Here is a 25,160-nt window from a genome sequence, read left to right as displayed (position 1 = left end):
CGATATGGGAAATTGCTATGCAACATCAATTACTGATTAATGGCGAGCTGGTCAACGGTGAAGGTGAAAAGCAGCCAGTCTATAACCCTGCCACTGGTGAACTCATTCTGGAGATTGCTGAGGCGTCAGCCATGCAGGTTGATGCCGCTGTACGTGCGGCAGACGCCGCGTTTGCCACCTGGGGGCAAACCACGCCGAAAGTCCGCTCTGAACTGCTGCTGAAACTAGCGGATGCTATTGCTGATAACGCGCAAACCTTCGCTGAGCTGGAATCACTTAACTGCGGTAAACCGCTGCACTGTGTTCTCAACGATGAAATTCCCGCTATTGTCGATGTTTTCCGCTTCTTCGCCGGTGCGGCGCGTACCCTGCAAGGACAGGCGGCCGGTGAGTATCTGGAAGGGCATACCTCGATGATTCGCCGTGATCCGCTGGGCGTGGTGGCTTCTATTGCGCCGTGGAACTATCCGCTGATGATGGCGGCGTGGAAGCTGGCTCCAGCGTTAGCGGCGGGAAACTGCGTGGTGATTAAACCGTCAGAGATTACCCCGCTGACGGCGCTTAAATTGGCCGAATTTGCCAAAGACATTTATCCGGCTGGCGTGATTAACGTGCTGTTTGGCCGCGGTAAAACGGTGGGCGATCCGCTGACCGGTCATGAAAAAGTGCGCATGGTTTCGCTGACCGGCTCCATTGCAACCGGTGAACACATTATTCAGCACACCGCGCCGTCAATTAAGCGTACGCATATGGAACTGGGCGGAAAAGCTCCGGTGATCATTTTTGATGATGCCGATCTGGATGCAGTGGTGAGCGGCGTGCGGACCTTTGGTTATTACAACGCCGGGCAAGACTGTACCGCCGCTTGCCGAATTTATGCCCAGAAAGGCATTTATGATGCACTGGTCGAAAAACTTGGCGCCGCCGTTGCCAGCCTGAAAATTGGTCCGCCGAATGATGAATCGACCGAGCTGGGACCAGTGAGCTCGCAGGCACATCTCGATCGCGTGACTAAAGCGGTCGATGAAGCTAAAGCGTTGGGCCATATTAAGGTCATCACCGGCGGTAAAAAAGTGGATGGTTCGGGCTACTATTTTGCCCCGACGCTGCTTGCTGGGGCGAAGCAGGACGATGCCATCGTACAGCGGGAAGTTTTCGGTCCGGTGGTCAGCGTGACCGTATTTGATGATGAAGATCAGGTGCTGGCATGGGCCAACGATTCGAAATACGGCCTGGCATCCTCCGTCTGGACCCGGGATGTTGGGCGAGCGCATCGCTTTAGCGCTCGCCTGCAATATGGTTGTACCTGGGTCAATACCCATTTCACGCTGGTTAGCGAGATGCCGCACGGTGGGCAAAAACAGTCTGGCTATGGAAAGGATATGTCGGTTTATGGGCTGGAGGATTACACGGTTATTCGCCATGTTATGATCAAGCATGAGTAATATCTTAAGCGCGATCGGCGAATGGGGCACGGATAGCTAAATATTGGCATACGTGTGTCTATACTATTCGCGCCACTGGCCTCGTCGCCATCGGACGGCGGTAAGTTGGAAATATCCGCGAGGTCAGGCTAATTGATACAACAAAGCCCCAGCATATAGCCGGGGCTTTGTGCTTTCAGGATCGCCATCGGGTTTATCTGCGGCCCAGGCTGCAAAGCCAGGCGAGTAGGGCACCGACGCTCAGAACCAGCCCCAGTTGCTGCACCATGCCTGCTAAACCCAGCATCATCCCAAGTAACAGGTAATAGCTTAATCCGAACAAAGCACCTGCGGCACCGGCCTGTTCACGGTAGTGACGCAGCGCCTGACTCAGCACATTGGGAATGGCGATACCATAGGCAATCACCACGCCGAACACCGGAATCAGGATCCACGCGGAGTGCTGTAAACACCACGCGACGAGACCTGACAACGCTGCCAGCACACAGGCATAACGTACAAGTCGCTCCGGCGTCAGACCTGTCGTTAACAGTCCTCGGTTCAGCAGGCTACCTGACAGAGAAGCAAACGCAAGTATCAACCCCGTCCAGCCAAAGGCTCTGGAGCTCCATCCTAATTGCCCAAAAAGAAACGGTGCCAGGCTGTAATAGCTAAACAGCATGGTGTTCAGCAGGGCAACCAGCATGGCGTTTTTCCGCAACTCACTGTCCCGCATCATGCGGGAAAATAGCGCGGCAAGCTTCGGGCTGAGCGTATGTTCGGGCCGGGTTTCTGGCAGCATGGTCGCTGTCAGTATTAGCAGTAGCAACGCCAACAGCACAAGGGCAACAAAGACACCGGTATGGCCATACAGACTCACTAACCAACCTCCGCTTAGCAGGCCAAAAACCGGACTCAATGCCAGCGCGGCCCCCATCACGGAAAAGACGCGGGATAGCGCAGTTGATTCATAACTGTCCCTTAGCATCGTCTGTACCACGACCGACCCCGCAGCCGCACCGACGGCGGAGATCATCCGCGCCAGCAGCAAAACGCTGAAGTCGGTGGCAACAACGGCCAATGCGCAACCTGTTCCATAGCATATTAGCCCTGCCAGCATCGCCCAACGTCGTCCGATGCAGTCACTTAGCCAACCCCACATCGCTACGCCGACGGCAAAGGCAACAAAATAAACGGAGAGTGTTTGAGCCGCGCGCTCACTGCTTACGTGAAAAGAGGTAGCGATACCCGGCAATGCCGGGCTGTAAATGGTTTCCACCAATTGTGGAAACATAATCAGTAGCGTAAGAAGCCACAGCGGTGGGCGACGAAGTGTGTTCATAGCAATATCCAGAGAGACAGAAAACAGGCGGGCATTATTGCTGAAAGGGATATGTCGTATTACCATTATCAGGACTTTAAATATCAAATATCAGACAGATAATGAAAATTGCCCCTGATGATGCTTTTGATGCGGATAGCTTTGATAAACCGGTAATCGGTATTGCTGCCGATATGGGGGTACATGATTCCGGGCGGCACAGTCATCTTCGTCATCAGCTACTTTTTTCGGCAGCGGGAAGTATTACGATTGAGCTGGAGCAGGCCCTATGTCTGCTACCGCCACGCCGTGCGGTTTGGATCCCGGCAGGCACGGTACATCGCGCCATAATGCGTGGTGTGATGGCTTATCGCTCTTTGTACTTTTCTACCGCATTGCCGTTATCTGAGTTACCGCTGCAGATAGTCGAAGTTAATCCGCTGTTTTTTGAAGTGATAGAACGTATGGCCTTCTGGCCATGGGAAATGCCTGCCGCACAGCAGTCCAGCCTCATTACCGTTTTTTGTGAGGAAATGCGTGCCGCCCGCACTGAAAACTGGACATTGCAGTATCCCTCAGATCCGCGGCTTAACGTGTGGCTCAAGGGATTACGCATGGGGGAATTGCCACCACGACTGAATCAATTGTCCCGACAGGTTGGGGCATGCGAGAGGACGATCAGCCGAATATTTATCAGGGATACCGGGATGAATTATCAGGACTGGCGGCAGCAATTTAGGCTGTTAAAAGCCATGGAGATGTTGGCTGACGGAGGCCATATCAGCCAGGTCGCGCAATATCTGGAGTTTGTCAGCGACAGTGCTTTTATTGCTTTCTTCCATCAACATACCGGCACAACACCTGGCCGTTATTCGGGCAATATAATGCCGCAGAAGGATTAGGGGTATTACATATTAAGGATAATTTACCCAGTGATAGCAGAGTGGGAAGATTGTTTACTGATGGCAGAGAGAAGATCCTCTCTGCCAGCGGACGCTGCAATTAATCAAGAAGCGTTACATCAAGCAAACCAGCCGAACCTTGCGGATATCAGACTGAAAAGTCCTACAGCAGCAAATATATTTATCAGCACCACAGTTTTACTGGAAACATTCATTTTTGCCACCTTTCGTTTTAACCCTTATGGGTATAGTACGGCTTATAACTATCCGCAATAGTACGAATTCTGAACATAATGAAAATGGGTTGTTTTACAGCCGTTTTTCTTAAATTAATTAATAAAACTTGATGTGAGTCATGAAAAAGAGCATATTGCGCGCGATTTTCTCTTCTGGCCAGGATGCCTTAAATGTCCCTATACCAAAAAATGTTGGTTTTTTATGCGGTGATGGCCGTCATCACGGCAATCATCACCTGGTTTCTTTCCCGCGATAAAAAGCGGATCCGCTTTCTTAGCGCGGTATTAGTCGGGGCGACCTGGCCGATGAGTTTTCCCGTTGCGCTGATGTTTTCTCTTTTCTGATGACGGCGTATACGCCGTTTCAGGAGAAAAGCAGGGCATCTAATCGTTTTTTGTCGGTTTCAGAGACATCCTGTGGGTGCTGATATCCCGCATTCTCATTCGCACGGGTGTACAAGGCAACCAGCCAGTCGTAAACGTAACGGCTTGCACCATGCGAGGGTTGTTCATCCAGCTTCGTCAGGCGTAGCATCGGCAATTGCTTCGGCGCGCTAAAAATAGCCGATCCTTTTTGGATCCTGCTGGCAGGGCGCTGTTCCTCAGCAACGTCGGCAAATCCAAGCCAGGTAATAAAATCACCAATATCGGCGTGTAACTGCGCGGCACAGACGTTTTCTCGCTGCATAATGCGCTGTAAGCGTTGTGGCATCTCCAGGCGATAGCTGGTGGTGACGAGAATGTCGGCAACCTGCCTTAACGTACGGGGATCGAGTCGTAAACGGCGGGCATTATTTTCATCGCGACACCACTGGCGCACGTGGTTAATCCACATTTTGTGTGCCTGATATCCGGTCTCCTGACTTTCCGGCGAGTGTAGGGTGTCACGCACTTCGGCAAACAGGTCAATCTCTTCATTAAATAAACCGCTTACCTGCTCCTCGCGTGGTTGCTGAATACGCAGCAGCGACTCAAAAATGCGCATCGGCGGGAGCAAACCATCCAGCAGTTCGCCATGTTTTGCCGCTTGCGCCTGTAACTGGCGGATCACCGACTCGTGGCTATCCGATTCAGCTTGAGCGGGATTAATCCAGCTTATCAGCGTTTCGCGGATGCGCTGTTGATGCTGCTCGCGTAAAGAAGTCAACCTGGCCTGGCGCTGCTGTGGTGAGGTTGCCTGAGTCAGCCATTCGACAAGACGTTGTAAGCTATGTTTATCCAGCGCCTGCAACGTACCCCAATGCAGCCCGGGCTTGCCCATCAATTGCTGCACGGATTCATCAAGGTTTTGCTGGGTACTAAAACGCGCATCCTGCGGGGTAATGGCCCAAACCACGCCCGGTAATGCGGCATCATGAACAGGTTGGGTATCGTTGACCCAGCCCAACAGCTTGCGGGTGATGGCGGGCGTCTGGGCGCGGGCAGAGACCGCGTTGCAGATTAAGAGCACATCCGGTTGCAGGTGCTGGCGATAATGTTCCAGCATCCAGCCTAATTTTGCCTGCCACAGTGGGTTAGGATGAGCATCCGGGGCGAGGGGAATATCGAGCAGATCGACATTCTCCAGCACCGAGTCTTCAACCGTCAGGACCAGCTCGCGCGTGAGTAACGCCAGTGACGACAAAGAAAGGCTGACCGCATTGAGCAACTGATGATTTTCAATCGGATGAACCACCACATCGCTTTGCGTCTCATTATTGCTGGTCAATGCCACCTGGGTCAGGAAACTTTCGGCCGGTAAACCAAAATGATCAACCAGCAGGCTCAGCGGGGCCGCTAATTCTTGCGCGTGTCCGGTTTGTTGCAACGTGTGCGCCAGCGCCAGCCACTGCTGCGTCAGCTCTGGTTGTTCTCCCCACAGTAACGCCCAAGCGTTTGCCCGGGTAGTCAGGTCAAGTGCGGGCAGCAACGTGGCAAACTGATACCATAGTGCATCGTCAATTTGCTGCTGGTTTGCCGGTACGCAGGAGCGCCAGAAACGACCAATTGCCGCAACATCATGTGCGGTAATGCCCGGCACCGGGTGACGCTGACGCAGCGTTTGCCATTTTTCCAGGCGCGCCTCAATAATCGATTTCTCGACTTGTCGGTTGCCCGGGAGCGCGCTGAACTGGGCGATAAATAGCTGTACCAGTTCGGCTTCACTGAGTAATCGCAGACGCAACGGCCATTCGCTATCATGCGGATTTTCATCGCGCGTAAAGCGGATCGCCATATTGGTTGGTGCATGGCCCGGATTAATATGCGAGAAATAATCAAAGCTGCGATCCGGGGTAACAATATTCACTTTGCCAGTGGCATTGCAGCACAATGCCGCCACCAGATGTGCTTTTGCCGATTGTGAGTGTCCGTATAACCCTATACATCCTTGCGATGAAAAGGTCTCCTTCAACGCAGATTCACTCACTGCGGCTAGCGTAAGCTGTGCCAGCAGGGCATCCGCTTCATCATCAAGACGCGCCGCACGTTGACGGGTATCTACCACCCACTCGATGGCGGCCTGCGCGGTATTTAACATCTTACTCATTTCAGGTACACGCTCCCGCTATCAATCCAGTAATGGCTTCCGCTATGGCGACGGTCTGCCAGCGTATTCAGTTTTAACGTTAAGGCATTGGCGGCAACGGGGGTGCCATCCTGTAACCAGGCATCACTCAGGATGAAGAATTCCGGGCCACTTTCTTTGCTGCCGCCGCGTAGCTGCAGCCGAACATTCAACACGCCATCTCCGGCGATAGTTTTTGCCAGTTCGGCAGAGTTTATGCTGAGCGTATACAGCGGCGTGGCAGGCCAGCGGCTGTTTGCCAGTTGCCGAAATCCTAACGTCACGTTGCCACGTAACGGGAAATGCAACCGGGCATCCAGCTTCGCCCCAGGTTTATCCAGATCAATATCGTGATACCAGATGTTCTCATCGCGCAGGGTATTGACCGTATTATCCAGCACACCGAGAAAGCGTACGGTCGAGTAAGCGCCGATATCGGCAGCTTTAAAGTTAAAACGTGGCAAACGCAAATCCAGCGCCAGGCTGCACAGCATAGCGCCTACAGCAGCGGTGGATTTAGGGTTACCAATCCGCCCCTGTTGGCTGAACGGATACCACTCATGCACGCGGTAGTTATCCATCCAGATCATACGGTTAACCGGAACAGGTTGCAGATGGCGGATCAACGCCTGTACACCCGGTAAACAGGCGGGCCTGCCGGTCACTAATAAGATATCGCAGCGATAATGTGAAATGGCCTCACAAACCGCGTGCAGTGGGGAAGTCAGGGTAAATTGCCCCGTCAATAGTGCTTCTTGTAACTGCCTGAACTGTACCTGTAACGGCACGCTCAGAACATCAAACGCTGGCGACCCTGCTGGCAACGCATGATCGATAGCCTGTTGGATGTAGTTCATCACGTTGCGCGTGGGTTGTTGACTCAGGAGTTCCCCAAAGGTGGCATGTAGTCCGGCGACCGGATCGTTAATATCGCTTTGTTCCCAGGCAGAGAGGACCGCATGACCAAGCGGCATAAAGAGCTGCAATGCCGTTTGTTGACGCAGAATTGCTTGAGTATCGATGCGCCCGGAATCGCCAAATAGCGTGGCCAGCAATGCGGCGGCGTCGGTCACGCCAGCCTGTTGTAAGCGGGTTTGCAGTGCAGGCAACACGCAGCGCTGAATCACGTCCAGCAGCATGTCATCGCCCGCAACTTTAAAACCTTCACGGAACAGCAGATGCGGGGTAATTTTGACGTTCGCGCCAACGCCGTCATCAAGCTGGTAATGAACGACGGCCATATCCGTTGTCCCGCCGCCAATGTCGATCGATGCCACGCGCAGTGCACGGCCTTTAGTCTCACCAGGCTCCGGCAAACGGTCCGGGCGGGCAAGGGCGTTAAAGAACGATTCGGTGTGGCCATCGTAGTGTGAGATAGCCTCGTTATACAGCCACACCAGTTGCCCGCAACTGGCTTCATCCCATTCCATCTGAATTTCAGGTACGGGAACCACACTCTTTTCCTGCTGCTTACGGGTGGTGAAGTCTTCATCCTGCGGGTGCCAGCCCATTGCTTTCCAGACCAGGGCAATAGCTTCAAACATGCGCAGGCGGAAAATCTCGCGCTCCTGTTTGGGCATCGCCGACGGTAGGGTCAGGATCAGCGTCCGCAACTGACGAGGAGACGCCGGGAATCCGAGGCGCAAACGCGTCGCTACGCTGTTAATTTGCCCCAGCGCCTGGGCCAGTATTTCGCACAGCATATGCGTCATCAGCGTGCTGCGGCTGTATTGTGGTGAGAACACTGGCAGACGATCGTCCTGCGGCAGGCTGAACAGCGGTTGCCCGTCATCGTTCATTAGATTCATCAGCGGGAAGGCGGTAGCCAGCGGTTCGCGCTGGGTTTTGCCATTCATCTGGCTAAAGCGCCAGTCATGTAGCACCGGCGTTTCATCCCACAGATAGCGGCGCGGGCTGGAGATCCCACTGTTGCCCTCGGTGCCCATACGCTGCATCGCCAGCTTACGGGCTTCATCACCTACACGCACAATCGACGGCCAGATAAAGGCGTCATCACGTCCGCTCTCAACGGAAAAGTGCTGTTTACCAAAGCGCGCTTCGGAAAACTCCAGCCGACTGGTGAACAGCGGATCGTTGAGGAACTGCGGCTCGCTTAACGAACGGACCTGCAATTCAGCGGTCTGACGCAGCCCGTCATTGGCATCCCCGTGATCTTCAATCAGCACACCACAGGTATGGGTATTACCGATATCCAAAATAAGATCGACGGGAATGGCGGGGGTGCTAAGGGTGTGCGTAACCAGTTTCACTTCCGGGACGGAAAGCTGCTCACCTAACAGGGTCAGCACATTCAGCCAGTGCGCCTGGTATTCAAAGTTACGCAGCGCCTGCTGGATCTCTTGTTCTGAGCGGTTCTCATGTTGGGTGACATGGTGCATAAAAGATTCGCGCAACCAGCCGTCAATCCAGGTCTGGTCAAGGAAATCAGCAATTTCGTTGTCATGCCAGGCCAGCGCAAACCGTGTACCGTTAAGCAGATCATTTTCGTTGGGGGTTAACGCCGCAGGGGCATTTTCAGTAAGCTGGCTGTCCAGCGCTACGGTAACACGGTGGGTGTTGCCCGCGCTGTCCGGCTGCGGCAGCTTTCGCACCTGCACGCGTGCCCAGTTATCCGGGCCTTCAACAAACGTACGCGGCGGGTTAAAGCGCAAAAACGGCAGCGGCAGCCAGACGCCGTCGAGCACGTCCAGCGAATAGTGCAGCGTCTGAGTACTTTCCGGCTTCACCACTTCGGGTTGCGCGCCGGTGCTGCCCGGTAGGGTATAGCGTCCTGACGTCAGATCGAAGTCTAGTCTCAGTAGCGGACCGTTTGCCGTTTTACGCACAAAGCGTCCATGGTGCGCAGATTCCTGCGGCGTGAGGCCGAAATCCAGAAATTGCACACCGCTATTGGCGATGAGCGTCACGCTCTGTTTGTAATCACACAGATTCACCAACATAAAATCAGGCACCTATCTTTTTGATCGTCAGAGGGATTTCCGCGTGATCGTCATAACGCGCGGTACAGGCGGCGACGTCATTGGTTCCCGCTTTGCAGGTAATTTCAGGCATCGGATAACGTGAACCGTCGGTACAACGGGCATTGCCGCGACTCTTAATCATTAATTCACCCGACTGGTGCAAACCAGAGAAAATCTCGGCACGACAAACAATGTTGTCACCATGAACCACGCGCGCAGTGCCTTTATTGGCCTGGATCTGATAGCGCAGCGACGGCGCTTTGCCGCTCACCGGATCTTTAACATCGACCATGACGCGCCAGTTACCGTTGAGAAAACGCGTCGTTCCTGCCTTCATCTGGTTGGCATCCATCACCAGCGCATCTTTTGGAATCGCGGCGATCACCACCGGTCCTTCGACAGGTTTCTCTTTCTTCGCAGCTGGAGTCACTTCAGCACGATGCAGGGGCAGTACAGATGTCAGTGCTGGCAGCGGTACCATATCAACCTTAGCGACTTCAATAGCGGCTACTGCGGGTACGGGCTGGGTGGTCTGTTGCTTCCACAGCAGCGGCCCAACGATGGCTGCAATAATCACTGCGGCAACGGGGAGGCTCCACAGCGGTATGCGGCGTATGGGCTTTTCATGTACCGGCGGGGCAGTGACTTCAGGTTCGTTAACAATAACCGGGGGGGGAGGTTCAGGTTCAGCCGGTTTTGGCAGATCAACGACCGGCGTCAGTAAGGGGACATCGGCCTCGGCAAAGGTAATTTCCGGTGCGATTTCATCTTCCTGTTCTGGCTCTGCTACGGTAACCACAGGAGGAACATCGGCAATGCGCAGGCAGTCGAGCACATCGTCGCGGGGATTTTCATTCAGATTGACGAAGCCCCAGAACGTAATAACGGGTTTGCCATCAACCAGAAACACGTGATTTTCACCGGGAAATTGGATGGCTTTTTCGAGCAGCGAGCCAAACAGCTGTAGGGAGGTTTTCCCCGATTGCAGACTTTTACGGCTCAGGGTCGCCGCATTTTCCAGCGTGCTCCCCAGATAGCGCAGCGCACGAAAACGTGCTTCTTCATCAGCGGCTTTCCACGCCACGGCTTTCCCTTCTATCGGGGAATACCAGTCAACCCGATCGCCGTTGTCGTTAATTTGTGGGATCGCCAGACAATCCACCATCGCCTGCTGTTTACGCAGACGAAGCGTTTCACGAATTTGCAATGCTGAATCAAACACGGCCTGACCACCGCCGCCCACGGCCTGATAGTCATCCAAATTGCCGCTGCGCAAGAGAGTTTTTGCCACGTTGTTACCCCTTAGACTTCTTCACGTATCTACTTTACGTTTTATAAAAACGAGCAAACGGCGAAAGAGAGGCAAAAAGGGGCTAATTTTCATGGCATAGAGTGCCGGGAAAAATCTTGACGTTTTGAAAAAGACTTAAGGGAAATTAATTCGCTTGGAGTGATGAATTATTCAGCGAAATACACCGGATTAGAATAACCTGATAGTGATTTGTTATTGGTCAGTTTTTGTCAGCTATGCTCTGATATCCCTGTTAATAATAAAATAAGAAGGCTTATAACCATGATTGCAAGGAAAACGTTACTCGCGCTGGCTCTCAGCGCCGTCTTACCGTCAGGTGCTGCGTTCGCGGCCAATACTGACACCATCATCTATTGCTCTGAAGCATCTCCGGAGTCATTTAACCCGCAAATCGCCAGTTCTGGTCCTTCATTTGTAGCCAGTTCACAGGTGCTCTACAACCGACTCATCAACTTTGATCCGGTAAAGAATACCCCGATACCGTCTCTGGCAACGGACTGGACGATTTCCCCGGATGGTAAGACTTACACGTTTACCCTGCGTCAGGGCGTGAAATTCAACAGTAATAAATTCTTTAAACCGACCCGCGACTTCAACGCAGATGACGTGATTTTCTCGGTATTACGGCAGAAAGATGCCGATCATCCGTATCACAAGGTTTCTCAGGGAAGCTACGAATACTTTAACGATGTTGGTCTGGATAAACTGATTAAAGAAGTGAAGAAGCTCGATGATTATCACGTTCAGTTTGTCCTCAATGAACCTAATGCCGCGTTTCTTGCCGACTGGGGTATGGATTTTGCCTCTATCCTTTCTGCGGAATATGCCGACGCGATGCTGAAAAAAGGCACCCCGGAAAACGTCGATAACTGGCCGATTGGCACCGGGCCTTACGTGTTGCAACAGTACAAGCAGGACTCGCAAATCCGCTATCTTGCCAACCCGAACTACTGGGATGGCGCCGTTCCAACGAAGCACCTGATCTTCTCAATCACGCCAAACGTCCAGACGCGGCTGGCAAAACTGCAAACCAATGAGTGCCAGATAATCCCGGCACCAGCCCCCGTACAGTTTGACGAGATTAAAAAGAATAAAGATTTGACTCTGCATTCGGTTGAAGCGCTGAACGTCGGATATCTGGCGTTTAATACCGAGAAAAAACCGTTTGATAACGTACTGGTGCGTCAGGCGCTAAACTACGCGACCGATAAAAAGGCCATTATTAACGCCGTCTTTTTAGGTTCCGGTACGGTGGCAAAATCGCCGATTCCGCCGAATATGATGGGCTTCAATAAAGATCTGCAGGATTACACTTACGACCCGCAAAAGGCGAAAGATCTGCTGAAGCAGGCGGGGCTGGAAAACGGCTTTGAAGCGACGCTGTGGTCAATGCCGGTTCAGCGCCCTTACAACCCGAACTCCCGACGGATTGCTGAGATGATCCAGAGCGACTGGGCAAAGGTGGGCGTGAAGGCGAAAATTGTGTCGTACGAGTGGGGGGAATATCTCTCCGGAATGCGTAAAGGTGAGCATGACACCGCATTGTTTGGCTGGATGTCAGACAACGGCGATCCGGATAACTTCGCCGATGTGCTGCTGGGCTGCGACAGCATAAAAACCGGATCTAACGCCGCGCGCTGGTGCGATAAAGAGTATAATTCGTTGGTTCAAAAGGCGAAGCTGGTGAGTAAACCGGAAGAGCGCGCCGCGCTTTACCAGCAATCGCAAGAGATTTTCTACCAGCAGGCTCCGTGGATAGCCCTGGCAAACGGTAAAACGTTCTACGCTACGCGCAGCAACGTCAGCGGATACAGCGTCAGCCTGATGGGCAGTGATTTTTCAAAAGCAAAATTAAATTAATGAGTTAAGGAGAGGTTATGTCGCATCTGGATGAGGTCAGCGCACGTGTTGATGCCGCCATTGAAGAGAGCGTCATTACGCATATGAATGAATTGCTGATTGAGCTCAGCGATGATGTCGCGTTGAGCCGGGAAGACCGCTATACCCAGCAACAGCGTTTGCGTACGGCTATCGCACATCATGGCCGTCAGCATAAAGAAGATATGGAAGCCCGTCGCGAACAGTTGACCAAAGGCGGCACAATCCTCTGATATTTCACTTATCCGACCTACAGGCATGTTCTGTAGGTCTGATAAGCGAAGCGCCATCAGGCAATTAAAATGAACGTCTCGCCACCAGCCACGCCCCGATGACCAACAGCACCGCGCCACAGACCGGACCTACCAGCGCCCGCAGCGGCACGCCGTGACTACGTAGAATATCCAGCACCAGCCCGCCGATTAACTGGCTAGCCACCAGCACCGCGATAGTGGTAGCGGCCCCCACATTTTGGTACCCACTAATACTGGCAAAAACAAAGAACGATCCCAGCAATCCGGGGATGAGCGTCCACCAGTGCACGCTGGATACCAGTTCTCCAAATCCCGCAGCTCCTTGCTTAAACCACAGTATGCTGACAAACAGCACGATCCCGACCAGCGAGTTAAGCAACATGGCGATGAGGATCGTCGAGGATGTCTGGGTGATGCGTACCATCAAGGTATTTTGCACCACCAGACCAATACCTGCGGCAATCAGAAAGGAGAGGGTCAGCGTCTGGTTCATCTACGGGCATCCGGATCGCGGCGATCGTCTAGCTGTAACTGCATGAAGGTCAGATCCAGCCAACGCCCAAATTTGGTTCCAACCTGCGGCATTTGCGCGGTGGTTTTAAAACCCAGCAAGCTGTGCAGATGCAGTGATGCCTGATTCTGAGACTCAATACCTGCCACCATCACATGCTTGCCGCATGCGCGGGCTTCGTCTATCAGTCTGCTGAGCAGTGCCCGTCCTAGCCCTTTTCCCTGATGTTCAGGATGAACATACACCGAATGTTCAACGGTATGACGGAAGCCATCAAAGTTACGCCAGTCGCCAAAGGAGGCGTATCCCGTAACCACGCCATTCTCTTCACTCACCAGCACCGGATACCCCATCAATTGGCGGGCTTCATACCAGGAAATACGGTTTTCGGCATCGACCGTTTGATCGTTCCAGATAGCCGCCGTATGCAGTACCGCATGGTTGTAGATTTCTGCAATGGCGGCGCAGTCTTCTTTGCTGGCAAATCGAATTGACATGTTGAACCTCAGGGGTTGTTCACTATAGTATTACAATATGAATACTATTGAAGACAGCATAAATCAACGGATCAGTGCAAGAATTCGCATTGAGCGGGAATCTCGCGGTTGGTCACTCACGGAACTTGCCGAGCGCGCGGGTGTGTCGCGGGCCATGATCCATAAAATTGAGCGCGGCGAGAGTAGTCCAACGGCTACGCTGCTGGGCAGGCTTTCCGGCGCGTTTGGCATCAGCATGTCTACCCTGATTGCGCGGGCTGAAATGCAGGAGGGCAAGCTATTGCGCTTCGTCGATCAGCCTGTTTGGCACGATCCACAAAGCCACTATCTGCGCCGCCATGTTTCACCGCGCAGCGATCTGCCTATCGATCTGGTGCAGATCGAATTACCTGCCGGAAGTGATATCCCGATGCCAGCCTCTTCCTATGTGCAGGCCAGACAACTTATCTGGTTACAGCAGGGGGAATTAGTCTTTGTCGAAGGGGACGCACGCCATGAAATGCAGGCAGGTGATTGCCTGGAACTTGGTCCGCCGAATGACTGTCGGTTTATCAATGAAACCGCGCAACCCTGCGTTTACCTGGTTGTGCGGTTAAATCACGTCGTCAGCTAAATAGCAGGAACGGGCTGCTACTATTGATGGATTCATGCCAAAAGCAGAGGAGCACATCATGGGTCAACAGACTAATCGTAACCGTCGTTGGGTACTGGCTTCCCGTCCACATGGCGCGCCAGTCCCAGATAACTTCCGTCTTGAAGAAGATGAAGTCGCAACACCGGGCGAAGGCCAGATGTTGTTGCGCACCGTTTATCTTTCCCTTGATCCCTACATGCGTGGCCGCATGAGCGATGAGCCATCTTACTCACCACCAGTAGAGATTGGTGGTGTTATGGTGGGGGGTACCGTAAGTCGCGTGGTGTCATCCCACCATCCGGACTACCAGCCAGGCGAATGGGTATTGAGCTACAGCGGTTGGCAGGACTATGACATCTCCGACGGTAACGGGCTGGTGAAGCTTGGCGATCATCCCGAGCATCCCTCCTGGGCGCTGGGAGTTATGGGTATGCCGGGGTTTACCGCTTATATGGGTCTGCTGGATATCGGTCAGCCAAAAGCGGGGGAAACGCTGGTGGTAGCTGCCGCAACCGGGCCGGTTGGCGCAACGGTCGGGCAGATCGGTAAGCTTAAGGGGTGTCGGGTGATCGGTGTGGCGGGTGGGGCAGAGAAATGCCGACATGCCACCGAGGTATTGGGTTTTGATGTCTGTCTCGATCACCACGCACAAGATTTTGCGCAACAACTGGCAAAAGCCTGTCCGCAGGGTATTGATATTTATTACGAAAACGTCGGAGGAAAAGTATTTGATGCTGTCCTGCCATTGCTCAATACCTCAGCGCGCATCCCGCTTTGTGGCTTGGTCAGCGGTTATAACGCAACGTCGCTTCCGGCCGGACCTGACAGATTACCGCTGTTAATGGCAACGCTGCTGAAAAAGCGTATCCGCATGCAGGGTTTTATCATTGGTCAGGATTATGGACACCGTATTCATGAGTTTCAGCGGGAGATGGGGCGCTGGGTTATAGAGGGCAAAATCCACTACCGCGAGCAGGTGACCGACGGTCTGGAAAATGCGCCACAAACCTTTATCGGTCTGCTGACCGGCAAAAACTTCGGCAAGGTAGTGATTCGTCTTGCTGAGGATTGATGCGTAAAGGTGGAAGACGGTGAATGCCTGTAACCAGGCCTGCTTCGTACAAAATGTAGGCCTGGTAAAATGCCAATGTCGTTATCTGGTATTCATGGAGAAAATAAGAAGGTTACTACCCGAAAGCGAATAAACACTCCACATTGAGATAAATAATGATTACTATTCTCATTCTTAAAAGGGCAAAACCATGATTTTGCTCATTGAAGCTATGTGAAGCAGTAACAAACGAATTTATCAAAGGGAGTCGTCATGTCTTTACGTCATCTGTTTTCGCCGCGTCTGCGTGGTTCTTTACTGTTAGGTTCACTGCTCGTTGCATCATCTTTTACTACGCAGGCTGCAGAAGAACTGCTGCGCAAAGCCGTCGGCAAAGGCGCCTATGAAATGGCGTACAGCCAGCAAGAGAACGCGCTGTGGCTGGCGACCTCACAGAGCCGAAAACTGGATACCGGCGGGGTGGTTTATCGTCTTGACCCGGTCACCCTCGAAGTGACCCAGGTGATTCATAACGATCTCAAACCGTTTGGTGCCACCATCAACAACGCCACGCAAACGCTGTGGTTCGGCAATACGGTAAACAGCGCGGTAACGGCGATGGATGCCAAAACGGGTGCGGTGAAAGGACGTCTGGTGCTGGATGCGCGTAAACGTTCTGAAGACGTTCGCCCGCTGCAGCCGCGTGAGCTGGTCGCCGATGATGCTACCAACACGGTATACATTAGCGGTATTGGTAAAGAGAGCGTGATTTGGGTGGTGGACGGTGAGACGATCAAGCTGAAGGACACCATCCAGAATACCGGCAAAATGAGCACCGCTCTGGCTGTCGACAGCAAGGCTAAACGCCTGTACACCGCCAATGCCGACGGTGAATTCATTACCATTGACACCGCCACTAACAAAATTCTCAGCCGCAAAAAACTGCTGGATGACGGGAAAGAGCATTTCTTTATCAACCTGAGCCTGGACACAGCGGGCAACCGCGCATTTGTCACCGACTCTAAAGCGGCGGAAGTGCTGGTAATCGACACCCGTAATGGCAATGTACTGGCAAAAGTCGCCGCGCCGGAATCCCTGGCCGTGTTGTTCAACCCAACGCGTAATGAAGCCTACGTGACTCATCGCCAGGCCGGTAAAGTGAGTGTGATCGACGCGAAAAGCTATAAAGTCGTCAAAACATTCGAGACCCCAACGTTCCCGAATAGCCTGGCGCTCTCCGCCGATGGTAAAACCCTGTACGTCAGCGTGAAACAGAAATCTACCCGCGAGCAGGAAGCCACTCAGCCGGACGATGTTATTCGTATTGCGCTATAAAACATCCGGAGGGGGAAACCCCTCCTGTCATTTCTCTAAACCCCACGATACGCCTCGTTACACCCCGCCAGTAGCCCGAGCCACTTCAGGGACTTACACTACGCCCTCAACGGCTAACTGAATAACACGGGAATACCATGAAAAAGCCATTTATCTGTCTTTGTGCAGGCGTAATGCTGTTTACCCTTGCAGGATGTACCACCGATTACGTCATGACGACCAAAAGCGGACAAACCATCACCACCCAGGGTAAGCCAAAACTGGATAAAGATACGGGAATGACCAGCTATACCGATCAGGATGGAAATGCGCGGGAAATTAACAGCAACGATGTAGCGCAGTTGATTGAAGCGAACTAAAAATGAAGGCCTGAAGGGTTAACCAGTCAGGCCTTCAGCCATTACGGCGCGGTGCGGTGGATTTCCGCGACGCGTTTACGCACGCCGAACCAGCCTGCAACCAGCAGGATGGCAATCAACGGTAATGACGCGATGGTGTAGGTGCCGTTTGGATAGTCAAACGCCATCAGCACCAGCACGCTCAGCAGGAACAGTAGGGTTAGCCACGAGGTAAACGGAGCGCCCGGCAGTTTAAAGCTGACGTCTGCCGTTTTACCTTCTTTTATGGCCCGGCGCAGACGCATCTGACAGACCATGATAAAGCCCCACGACGCAATAATGCCCAACGACGCGAAGTTCAACACGATCTCAAACACCTGCGACGGTACCAGATAGTTCAGAAATACCCCGACGACATAGACGACCAACGTGGCGAGGATCCCCGCCCAGGGTACTTGTTGACGGCTCATTTTAGCCATGAATTTAGGCGCCGATCCGCCCATCGACATGGAACGTAAAATACGCCCGGTGCAGTACAGCCCAGAGTTAAGGCTGGAAAGCGCCGCGGTGAGCACCACAATATTCATGATACTGCCGATATACGGCACGCCCAGTTTGGAGAAGAAGGTAACAAACGGGCTTTGCCCCGCCTGATAGGCATTCCACGGCAGTAACAGAACCAGCAGCACGACAGAACCCACATAGAACAGACCAATACGCCAGATAACGCTATTGATCGCTTTTGGCACCATGGTTTGCGGATCTTTGCATTCTCCAGCAGCGGTGCCCACCAGTTCAATGGAGGCAAACGCAAAAACTACCCCCTGAACCAGTACCAGCGCTGGAAGCAGACCATGTGGGAAGAACCCACCGTTGTCGGTGATCAGGTGAAAACCGGTGGCGTTACCATCCAGCGGCTTTCCAGTGCCTAAAAAGACGGTACCCACCACCAGGAAAATCACAATCGCCAGCACTTTGACCAGCGCAAACCAAAACTCCATCTCCGCGAACCACTTCACGCCGATCATGTTCATGGTGCCGACAATGGCCAGCGCGCCGAGGGCGAACACCCACTGCGGTACATCACCAAATGCGCCCCAGTAATGCATATACAACGCCACCGCGGTGATATCGACAATGCCGGTCATCGCCCAGTTGATGAAGTACATCCAGCCAGCCACATAGGCGGCTTTCTCACCTAAAAATTCACGAGCGTAGGAGACAAAGCTGCCGCTGGAAGGGCGATGTAAAACCAGTTCACCAAGCGCACGCAGTATAAAGAACGAAAAAATACCGCACACCAGATAGACCAGCGCCAAAGCAGGACCCGCCATCTGCAAGCGTGCGCCTGCGCCTAAAAACAACCCGGTACCAATTGCGCCGCCAATGGCGATCATTTGTACCTGTCGATTCCCCATCGCTTTGTGATACCCCTCTTCGTGGGCATTCAACCAGCGTCGTTTCGCCGCATGTTGTTCCGCGGCTTGCGTGTTGTTTGTGTTCATTACTTTTCCTGTTGACCTGACAAAAATACAAAATCCTTTTTGCCGCACCAGTTGCGGCGAAAACAGCGTTACCCTTCATTGTGTTACGGGGAAAACTGCCGGCCGAGCATCCTACATTCAAATGTTCGGTTCCGCAAAGCCCCGGCAACAAGAATTCAGCATTTTTGTACAGACAGCACTGGCGCGGTGTGGCCTCGATTCAGCCAATAAAAGAGAAGGGCGTAAATACGTGGAGATGTGTGCGCTTATCGAGACATTCACCCGATAAGCGCTGTAAGGTTATGCTGATACGCCAAAGACCTGAACGGCCTGCTGTAAGCGCGATGAACGTTGAGTCAGATCGGCGGTAGCATCGGTGACACGCTCAACCATCTCAGCGTTATTGTGTGTCATGGTGCCAACGCGTGAAATCGAATCGTTAATCAGATCCAGCGCCTGGGTTTGCTCACGCGTCGCCAGACTAATATCTTTGATCATCATCGACATCTGCAGGACATCGCCAATCATCCCAGTGAGATGCGTTTCCGTTTGCTCCACCATTTTGACACCGCTGTTAACGTTAGCGACATTCTTCTCAATCAGCTGTTTGATCTCTTTTGCTGCAGACGCCGAATGCTGCGCCAGATTACGGACCTCTGCCGCCACAACGGCAAAACCACGCCCGGACTCCCCGGCCCGCGCGGCTTCAACCGCGGCATTGAGCGCCAGAATATTAGTCTGGAAAGCAATACTGTCGATAACGCCGATGATGTCGACTATCTGCCCGTTGTCACGCGATATCGCCTGCATCATGGCGATAGTTTGTTTCATAATATCGCCGCCTTCTGTCGCATTGGCGCTGGTTTTATCGGCCATGGTCATAGTATGAGCCGCAGTCTCAGCAGTTTGCTGTACCGCGCTACCAATTTCTTCAATGGCGGCAGCGGTTTGTTGCAGGTCGGCGGAGGTTTCTTCTGAACGCTTGTGCAGCGCCGTACCTTCTTTTGATACCCGCTGACTGATGGCGCGAATACCGGATATTTGCGTACTGACATCATCGACCAGGGAATTCAGATTAAGCCCGGACTGATTAACCAGACGCATCAGCATTCCGATCTCATCCACCCGATTTAAATGACAGTTATCAGGTTTTCTCCCGGATACCACTTTCTTCATTTGCGTCAGTAGCGTATTAACTGGCTGACAAATTTGATACTTAAGGTAAATAGCAAGCATCAGAAATAAGAACAATAACCCTCCCGCCTGAATAAATGGATTAACAGGAGCGAAGAGAAATAGCACAGCGAGCAGGGCGATTACCCCTAAAGAATAATTGACGCGCTGGCTAATACTCAGCCATTTAAACATTGATGCCCATGACAATATTCCGCGACGAATGATAATGCCTTTAAAAAGACGAAACCCTTTAAGCTGCTGATTATTAATTTTTTGATATAAGCTTTCGCTTTGAGTTATTTCATCTCGCGAAGGAACGGTACGCACCGAGATGTAGCCGGTGAGTTTTTCATTGTGCCAGACTGGCGTAACGTTGGCGCGAACCCAGTAATGGTCGCCATTCTGTCGACGGTTTTTCACCATCCCCGTCCAGCTGTCTCCCTGCTGTAGCGTGTACCACATATCGGCGAACGCCGCGGGAGGCATATCGGGATGGCGAATAATATTATGTGGTTCGCCCATTAACTGGTGTTCGTTAAATCCGCTGGCATCAATAAACGCGGAGTTGGCGTAGGTAATATGACTTTCTTTATCCGTCGTAGAAAGCAACGTCGTTTTATCGTTAAGTGCGTGCTCAATTTGTGTAACGGGCATGTTACTTTTCATAGAGGTCCCATGGTGCTATGTATAATCCATACAAAAATCCCCGCAATAAAATCGGGGGATATTAAAATCTGTTTTAAACCGTTTTAATAAGAACGTTGCATTCTCTACTAATCATCAATTCTGTGGAAGTAGTTAAAATAAAAATTCCTATGTAAATCATTCATCCTGTGTCATAAAAGTGAAACAATTAATACAAGCGCATAACGTGACAAGTCGTTTAAACTGACTTAACGTAAATCGCGTTAAAAAACCTTTTCGTAAAAAGAAAACTGGCATGAAATGATTTTGATGCTATTACCGTGGTGCCAACGACCCTATTATATTTTGTAGGCTATTAATTGCGGGTGTTTTTCTGTTTAGCGTTACAACCAGTACTGGGCGATCCAAATTTTAACCCTGGCAGCGACAGGGGCTGTTATCTACTTTTTAGCTGAGTAAATGTGAATTAAATGTTTCAGTATGGCTATTTGATAAATTAATAATAAAGACATGTTAACAAACATAGGCTCGTAACATGTCATATCGCCTGAGTATTCTGGATAAAAGCCCCATCGGTGAAGGTGAAACTGCCGCGACCGCGCTTTCCCGGACGTTGCGCCTGGCGCAACTGGCAGAAGAGTGGGGGTACCATCGTTTCTGGATCGCGGAACACCATAATACGGCACAGCTGGCCAGCCCATCGCCGGAGCTGGTGATCGCCTGGATCCTCGGGCAAACCCAGCATATCCGCGTAGGTTCCGGCGGCGTAATGCTGCAACATTACAGCCCGTACAAAGTGGCGGAAAACTTCAATCTTCTGGCATCGCTGGCTCCTGGACGTGTTGATCTCGGCGTAGGGAAAGCCCCTGGCGGCTTACCGCTGTCGACCCAGGCGTTACAGCATGGGCTGCATCAGGAAGAAAAAGGCAGTTTTGCCGACCAGCTTTCTTTGCTTAACGATTGGCTGGCGCTGAGCGGAACGGAAAGCGGGGAAACGGTATTCCCGACGCCAATTCCACCGATACCACCGGAAAAGTTTGTACTGGGAGCCAGTGTACAAAGCGCGCAGTTAGCAGCGCAATCCGACTGGAATTTCATCTTCGCAGCGCACCTCAATGGTGACAAAGCGTTATTGCATGACGTTTTGTCCTTCTGGCAGACCCACAGTGCACGCCCGACGATAGTCGCCGTCCAGGTGATTGTGGCTGACAGTTACGACACCGCTGCGCAACTGGCGGAAAACGTACAAATCTGGGGCGTGGAGCTGGAAGATGGTCAACGTGTCACGGTAGCCAGCGAAGAACAGGCGCTGGCGTTTGCCGCTCAGTCTGGCAGCCCACCACGCAAAATCGCGCGTCGTGAGCAGGCGTTGCTACACGGCACCGCTCAGGAGGTGATGGCAAAGCTGAATGCTCTGCATACGCAATTTGGCATTGACGAGTTCATTATCGACACGCCAGTGGCGCAAGGGCATGCGCGTCTGACATCGCTGCGTTTGTTAGCGCAAGCCCATAACGCCGTGGAGGTGCTCTGATGACTCTCGGCTCAACGCTTATCGACTGGCGTCGTGAACTACATCAGCATCCGGAGCTTTCCCTGCAGGAGGAAGCAACCACGGCGCGCATTCACGCCTGGTTGCACGCTGCGGACGTCGACATTCTGCCGTTCGAGCTGAAAACCGGTCTGGTCGTGGAAATTGGTCAGGGAGAAGATGTCATCGCGCTGCGGGCGGATATCGACGCGCTACCGATAGAAGAAAGCGCCGATGTTCCGTTTCGTTCACTCACGCCGGGCGTGATGCATGCCTGCGGGCATGACGTCCATACCAGCGTCATGCTTGGTGCAGCACTGCTGCTAAAACAGCAGGAAATAACCTTACCGGGGCGAGTACGTATTTTGTTTCAGCCAGCTGAAGAGAGTTTCGGCGGCGCAAAAACGTTGATCCGCGCCGGTGCGCTGCAAAACGTAGCGGCTATTTTCGGTATGCACAATGAGCCCGGTTTGCCGGTGGGCGAATTTGCCACACGCGGCGGCGCATTTTATGCCAATGTCGACCGCTTCGTACTGCGCATTAATGGCAAGGGCGCACATGCGGCGCGTCCGCATGAAGGTAAAGATGCCATCCTGCTCGCCAGCCAGTTGGTAACGGTGCTGCAAAGCGTTGCCAGCCGCGACATAAACACGCTGGATTCGGTGGTGCTCAGCGTGACCCGTATTCAGGGGGGAAACACATGGAACGTACTGCCGGAGTCCGTTGAGCTGGAAGGGACACTCAGAACGCACCGAACCCAGGTGCAGCAGCAGGTTAAGGCCCGCGTTAATGACATCGCCGCCGGATTTGCCCACGCCTTTGGCGCACAAATCGACGTAATCTGGCATGCGGGACCAACCGCATTGGTAAATGATGATCGTTGGGCCGATATTGCCACCGCGGTGGCGAAACAGTCAGGCTATACCACCCACCATGCCGACCTGCATATGGGCGGGGAGGATTTTGCCGTCTACCTGCAAAATACACCTGGCGCATTTGTCAGTATTGGCAGCGCCAGTGAATACGGATTACATCACCCGGGATTTAATCCGGACGAGCGTTTAATTGAACCTGCCGCGCATTACTTTGCACAGTTAGCAAAAACGGCATTTGCACACCTTTAAGTTTACCTGTTGGGTAGGGGTTATTATGGCTGAAAATCGGCAACTACGGCTCGGCACTATTCTACATGGCGCATCGGGAAATATGTCCGCATGGCGCCATCCGGCGGCTCAGGCTGATGCCAGTATTAATTTTGATTTTGTCAAAGAGACGGCGCTTATTGCGGAAAAAGGGAAGCTGGATTTTATTTTTGTCGCCGATGGTCTGTATATTAATGAAAAATCAATCCCACACTTTTTAAATCGTTTTGAGCCGCTGACAGTATTATCCGCTTTGGCCAGTATCACCACGAATCTGGGGCTGGTTGGCACGGTGTCCACATCATACAGCGAGCCGTTTACGACCGCACGGCAGTTCGCTAGCCTGGACCATCTCAGCAAGGGGCGCGCGGGTTGGAACGTGGTGACGTCGCCTCTGGAAGGATCGGCAAAAAACTATTCTCGCGCTCAGCATCCAGAGCATGCCCAGCGTTATCGTATTGCCGATGAATATTTACAGGTAGTGAAAGGGCTGTGGGATTCCTGGGAAGATGATGCTTTTACCCGTAATAAAACAAGTGGAGAATTTTTTAATCCGCAAAAACTGCATACGCTTAATCATCATGGAGATTATTTCCAGGTTGCCGGGCCCTTAAATATTGGGCGTACACCACAAGGTCGTCCGATTATATTTCAGGCGGGCGCTTCAGCAGATGGCAAGAAATTAGCGGCGCAGCATGCTGATGCCATTTTTACCCATCAGGAGTCGCTGGCAGAGGCTAAAGCTTTCTATCAGGATGTAAAAAGCCAGCTGGAAGTCGCCGGACGACATCCCGATCAACTGCATATATTCCAGGGCGTCAGCGTTATTGTTGGCGACAGCGCAGAAGACGTTGAGCAGCAGTATCAGACTACCGCTGCGCTGGTCTCCGTTACTGACGCGCTGAACTATCTTGGCCGCTACTTTGAACATCATGATTTTGCCCAATATCCGCTGGACGCACCGTTCCCGGATCTGGGCTCTCTCGGACAAAACAGCTTTCGCAGTACGACTGATGAGATCAAACGCAACGCACGCGAGCGGGGTTTAACACTTCGTCAGGTTGCTCTGGAAGCGGCCAGTCCACGTCCGCGTTTCAGCGGCACGCCACAACAGGTTGCCGACGGCTTGCAGCAGTGGTTCGACGAAAAAGCCGCAGACGGTTTTATCATCCAGGGCGGAACGCCGGATACCTTCCCGCGTTTTGTCGAACAGGTTGTCCCCGTGCTTCAGGCGCGCGGCCTGTTCCGCCATGAATATCCCGGTACGACCCTGCGCGCAAGCCTGGGATTAGCGACACCTGCAAATCAATTCACACAATAAGAGAAAAACGCTATGCAGAAAAAATCAGTATTTCTCGCGCTGTCACTGGCTTTAAGCGCGACCGTTTGGGCAAATGAGGTGACGATTAACGGCACCGGCGTAAGCCTGGAAGCCAATAAAGCGCCGATCCATACAGCTAAGAATCCGCAGGCGATTGCGCAGTTGCCCGCAAACCTGCACCTGGCCGTACCGGGTAAATTCACCGTGGCGATTGCCGGGCTCAGCCAGCCGCCGCTGACCGTATTTGCCGATGACAATAAAACGCTGATCGGCAGCGAGGCGGATATCGCGCGTCTGGTGGCTGACAGTTTGGGGCTGGAACTCAACGTTGTACCTACGTCATGGGAAGACTGGCCGCTGGGCGTCACTTCCGGCAAATACGATGCCGCGATCAGCAATATTACCGTCACCAAAGCACGCAAAGAAAAATTCGATTTCGCGACGTATCGGAAGGACTCTCTTGGCTTTTATGTCAAAACCGGTAGCAAGCTGAAGAAAATCGAGCAGGCGGAAGATATCGCAGGACTACGCATTATCGTCGGTTCGGGGACTAACCAGGAAGCCATTCTGTTGGCCTGGAACGATGAGAACGTGAAGAAAGGGTTACAGCCGTTTACGCCGGTATATACCAAAGATGATGCC

The 25,160-nt window shown here is 52.6% G+C and carries 20 protein-coding genes and 1 pseudogene; 12 read left to right on the top strand and 9 right to left on the bottom strand.

Going from position 1 to position 25,160, the window contains the following annotated elements; genetic code table 11:
- Positions 1–17: 17 nt before the first annotated feature.
- A complete protein-coding gene (gene patD / locus FDW94_RS17150) occupies positions 18–1,445 on the top strand; it encodes an aminobutyraldehyde dehydrogenase (protein WP_003833127.1) in 1,428 nt (475 codons plus the stop codon).
- Between the two features lie 193 nt (positions 1,446–1,638).
- Here the strand turns inward: patD and FDW94_RS17145 are convergent, their stop codons facing one another.
- Positions 1,639–2,766, bottom strand: coding sequence for a multidrug effflux MFS transporter (locus FDW94_RS17145; RefSeq protein WP_137377951.1), 1,128 nt, complete (start codon positions 2,764–2,766; stop codon positions 1,639–1,641).
- A gap of 101 nt (positions 2,767–2,867) precedes the next feature.
- Between FDW94_RS17145 and FDW94_RS17140 the strand changes: the two genes are divergently transcribed.
- Positions 2,868–3,647, top strand: a complete 780-nt coding sequence (locus FDW94_RS17140) for a helix-turn-helix transcriptional regulator (protein WP_048214153.1) — start codon at positions 2,868–2,870, stop codon at positions 3,645–3,647.
- 119 nt (positions 3,648–3,766) lie between these two features.
- On the opposite strand, the gene yncL is transcribed toward FDW94_RS17140, so the two are convergent.
- Entirely contained in the window at positions 3,767–3,862 is a 96-nt protein-coding gene (yncL, locus tag FDW94_RS17135; RefSeq protein WP_071524268.1) for a stress response membrane protein YncL, read from the bottom strand.
- Positions 3,863–4,054: 192 nt separating this feature from the next.
- Here yncL and FDW94_RS17130 point away from each other — a divergent pair, with 192 nt between their 5' ends.
- Entirely contained in the window at positions 4,055–4,228 is a 174-nt protein-coding gene (locus FDW94_RS17130) for a GhoT/OrtT family toxin (RefSeq protein WP_003020198.1), read from the top strand.
- Between the two features lie 19 nt (positions 4,229–4,247).
- Here FDW94_RS17130 and FDW94_RS17125 read toward each other — a convergent pair whose 3' ends face one another.
- The 3 genes from FDW94_RS17125 to FDW94_RS17115 are packed head-to-tail and all read right to left on the bottom strand — an operon-like array spanning position 4,248 to position 10,700.
- Entirely contained in the window at positions 4,248–6,410 is a 2,163-nt protein-coding gene (locus FDW94_RS17125) for a virulence factor SrfC family protein (RefSeq protein WP_137377950.1), read from the bottom strand.
- Complete coding sequence (locus tag FDW94_RS17120) at positions 6,407–9,388, bottom strand: virulence factor SrfB (RefSeq protein ID WP_137377949.1); 2,982 nt, start codon at positions 9,386–9,388, stop codon at positions 6,407–6,409. Before FDW94_RS17120 ends, FDW94_RS17125 begins: the two co-directional genes overlap by 4 nt.
- Before the next feature lie 4 nt (positions 9,389–9,392).
- Positions 9,393–10,700, bottom strand: coding sequence for an SrfA family protein (locus FDW94_RS17115; RefSeq protein WP_137377948.1), 1,308 nt, complete (start codon positions 10,698–10,700; stop codon positions 9,393–9,395).
- Positions 10,701–10,982: 282 nt separating this feature from the next.
- On the opposite strand from FDW94_RS17115, the gene FDW94_RS17110 reads away from it, so the two are divergent.
- Both FDW94_RS17110 and FDW94_RS17105 read left to right on the top strand, forming a co-directional pair.
- Positions 10,983–12,581 (top strand): ABC transporter substrate-binding protein, encoded by a 1,599-nt coding sequence (locus FDW94_RS17110; RefSeq protein ID WP_137377947.1) that lies wholly within the window; start codon positions 10,983–10,985, stop codon positions 12,579–12,581.
- A gap of 17 nt (positions 12,582–12,598) precedes the next feature.
- A complete protein-coding gene (locus tag FDW94_RS17105; protein ID WP_003020183.1) occupies positions 12,599–12,832 on the top strand; it encodes a YdcY family protein in 234 nt (77 codons plus the stop codon).
- Positions 12,833–12,896: 64 nt separating this feature from the next.
- Here the strand turns inward: FDW94_RS17105 and FDW94_RS17100 are convergent, their stop codons facing one another.
- Positions 12,897–13,346 carry a DMT family transporter gene (locus FDW94_RS17100; RefSeq protein ID WP_137377946.1) on the bottom strand — a complete coding sequence of 150 codons (450 nt, stop codon included), beginning with the start codon at positions 13,344–13,346 and terminating at the stop codon, positions 12,897–12,899.
- Entirely contained in the window at positions 13,343–13,861 is a 519-nt protein-coding gene (gene mddA, locus FDW94_RS17095) for an L-methionine sulfoximine/L-methionine sulfone acetyltransferase (RefSeq protein ID WP_048235335.1), read from the bottom strand. Before mddA ends, FDW94_RS17100 begins: the two co-directional genes overlap by 4 nt.
- Positions 13,862–13,898: 37 nt before the next feature.
- On the opposite strand from mddA, the gene FDW94_RS17090 reads away from it, so the two are divergent.
- The 4 genes from FDW94_RS17090 (at position 13,899) to FDW94_RS17075 (ending at position 17,240) form a co-directional block, all read left to right on the top strand.
- Entirely contained in the window at positions 13,899–14,474 is a 576-nt protein-coding gene (locus tag FDW94_RS17090) for an XRE family transcriptional regulator (protein WP_137377945.1), read from the top strand.
- Positions 14,475–14,532: 58 nt separating this feature from the next.
- Positions 14,533–15,567, top strand: a complete 1,035-nt coding sequence (locus FDW94_RS17085; RefSeq protein WP_137377944.1) for an NADP-dependent oxidoreductase — start codon at positions 14,533–14,535, stop codon at positions 15,565–15,567.
- Positions 15,568–15,819: 252 nt separating this feature from the next.
- Positions 15,820–16,881 (top strand): YncE family protein, encoded by a 1,062-nt coding sequence (locus tag FDW94_RS17080; protein ID WP_003833093.1) that lies wholly within the window; start codon positions 15,820–15,822, stop codon positions 16,879–16,881.
- A 137-nt stretch (positions 16,882–17,018) separates the two neighbouring features.
- Positions 17,019–17,240 (top strand): YgdI/YgdR family lipoprotein, encoded by a 222-nt coding sequence (locus FDW94_RS17075; protein WP_003020157.1) that lies wholly within the window; start codon positions 17,019–17,021, stop codon positions 17,238–17,240.
- 41 nt (positions 17,241–17,281) lie between these two features.
- On the opposite strand, the gene ansP is transcribed toward FDW94_RS17075, so the two are convergent.
- Both ansP and FDW94_RS17065 read right to left on the bottom strand, forming a co-directional pair.
- Positions 17,282–18,724, bottom strand: coding sequence for an L-asparagine permease (gene ansP, locus FDW94_RS17070; protein ID WP_003833088.1), 1,443 nt, complete (start codon positions 18,722–18,724; stop codon positions 17,282–17,284).
- A 279-nt stretch (positions 18,725–19,003) separates the two neighbouring features.
- A complete protein-coding gene (locus FDW94_RS17065) occupies positions 19,004–20,545 on the bottom strand; it encodes a PAS domain-containing methyl-accepting chemotaxis protein (protein ID WP_137377943.1) in 1,542 nt (513 codons plus the stop codon).
- Positions 20,546–21,059: 514 nt separating this feature from the next.
- On the opposite strand from FDW94_RS17065, the gene FDW94_RS17060 reads away from it, so the two are divergent.
- The 3 genes and pseudogenes from FDW94_RS17060 to FDW94_RS23555 form a co-directional block, all read left to right on the top strand.
- Positions 21,060–22,058: an MsnO8 family LLM class oxidoreductase gene (locus tag FDW94_RS17060; RefSeq protein WP_032943505.1), complete on the top strand. Its 999-nt coding sequence runs from the start codon at positions 21,060–21,062 to the stop codon at positions 22,056–22,058.
- Entirely contained in the window at positions 22,058–23,179 is a 1,122-nt protein-coding gene (locus tag FDW94_RS17055) for an amidohydrolase (protein WP_032943504.1), read from the top strand. The genes FDW94_RS17060 and FDW94_RS17055 overlap by 1 nt, the downstream gene beginning before the upstream one ends.
- Positions 23,180–23,204: 25 nt before the next feature.
- A pseudogene (locus FDW94_RS23555) lies at positions 23,205–25,160 on the top strand (NtaA/DmoA family FMN-dependent monooxygenase); the annotation flags it as partial.

The sequence above is a fragment of the Citrobacter sp. wls757 genome, from assembly GCF_005280935.1.
GTDB lineage: Bacteria > Pseudomonadota > Gammaproteobacteria > Enterobacterales > Enterobacteriaceae > Citrobacter > Citrobacter portucalensis.
Note: the sequence above shows the minus strand (reverse complement) of the source record. Positions and strands in the feature narration are given on the sequence as shown.

Bases quoted from the DNA above. Each gene is read 5' to 3' on its own strand.
- patD (WP_003833127.1), top strand. From the start codon at position 18: ATGCAACATCAATTACTGATTAATGGCGAGCTGGTCAACGGTGAAGGT.
- FDW94_RS17140 (WP_048214153.1), top strand. From the start codon at position 2,868: ATGAAAATTGCCCCTGATGATGCTTTTGATGCGGATAGCTTTGATAAA.
- FDW94_RS17145 (WP_137377951.1), bottom strand. From the start codon at position 2,766: ATGAACACACTTCGTCGCCCACCGCTGTGGCTTCTTACGCTACTGATT.
- FDW94_RS17065 (WP_137377943.1), bottom strand. From the start codon at position 20,545: ATGAAAAGTAACATGCCCGTTACACAAATTGAGCACGCACTTAACGAT.
- ansP (WP_003833088.1), bottom strand. From the start codon at position 18,724: ATGAACACAAACAACACGCAAGCCGCGGAACAACATGCGGCGAAACGA.
- FDW94_RS17075 (WP_003020157.1), top strand. From the start codon at position 17,019: ATGAAAAAGCCATTTATCTGTCTTTGTGCAGGCGTAATGCTGTTTACC.
- FDW94_RS17060 (WP_032943505.1), top strand. From the start codon at position 21,060: ATGTCATATCGCCTGAGTATTCTGGATAAAAGCCCCATCGGTGAAGGT.
- yncL (WP_071524268.1), bottom strand. From the start codon at position 3,862: ATGAATGTTTCCAGTAAAACTGTGGTGCTGATAAATATATTTGCTGCT.
- FDW94_RS17100 (WP_137377946.1), bottom strand. From the start codon at position 13,346: ATGAACCAGACGCTGACCCTCTCCTTTCTGATTGCCGCAGGTATTGGT.
- FDW94_RS17080 (WP_003833093.1), top strand. From the start codon at position 15,820: ATGTCTTTACGTCATCTGTTTTCGCCGCGTCTGCGTGGTTCTTTACTG.
- FDW94_RS17125 (WP_137377950.1), bottom strand. From the start codon at position 6,410: ATGAGTAAGATGTTAAATACCGCGCAGGCCGCCATCGAGTGGGTGGTA.
- FDW94_RS17085 (WP_137377944.1), top strand. From the start codon at position 14,533: ATGGGTCAACAGACTAATCGTAACCGTCGTTGGGTACTGGCTTCCCGT.
- FDW94_RS17120 (WP_137377949.1), bottom strand. From the start codon at position 9,388: ATGTTGGTGAATCTGTGTGATTACAAACAGAGCGTGACGCTCATCGCC.
- FDW94_RS17055 (WP_032943504.1), top strand. From the start codon at position 22,058: ATGACTCTCGGCTCAACGCTTATCGACTGGCGTCGTGAACTACATCAG.
- FDW94_RS17130 (WP_003020198.1), top strand. From the start codon at position 4,055: ATGTCCCTATACCAAAAAATGTTGGTTTTTTATGCGGTGATGGCCGTC.
- mddA (WP_048235335.1), bottom strand. From the start codon at position 13,861: ATGTCAATTCGATTTGCCAGCAAAGAAGACTGCGCCGCCATTGCAGAA.
- FDW94_RS17105 (WP_003020183.1), top strand. From the start codon at position 12,599: ATGTCGCATCTGGATGAGGTCAGCGCACGTGTTGATGCCGCCATTGAA.
- FDW94_RS17110 (WP_137377947.1), top strand. From the start codon at position 10,983: ATGATTGCAAGGAAAACGTTACTCGCGCTGGCTCTCAGCGCCGTCTTA.
- FDW94_RS17090 (WP_137377945.1), top strand. From the start codon at position 13,899: ATGAATACTATTGAAGACAGCATAAATCAACGGATCAGTGCAAGAATT.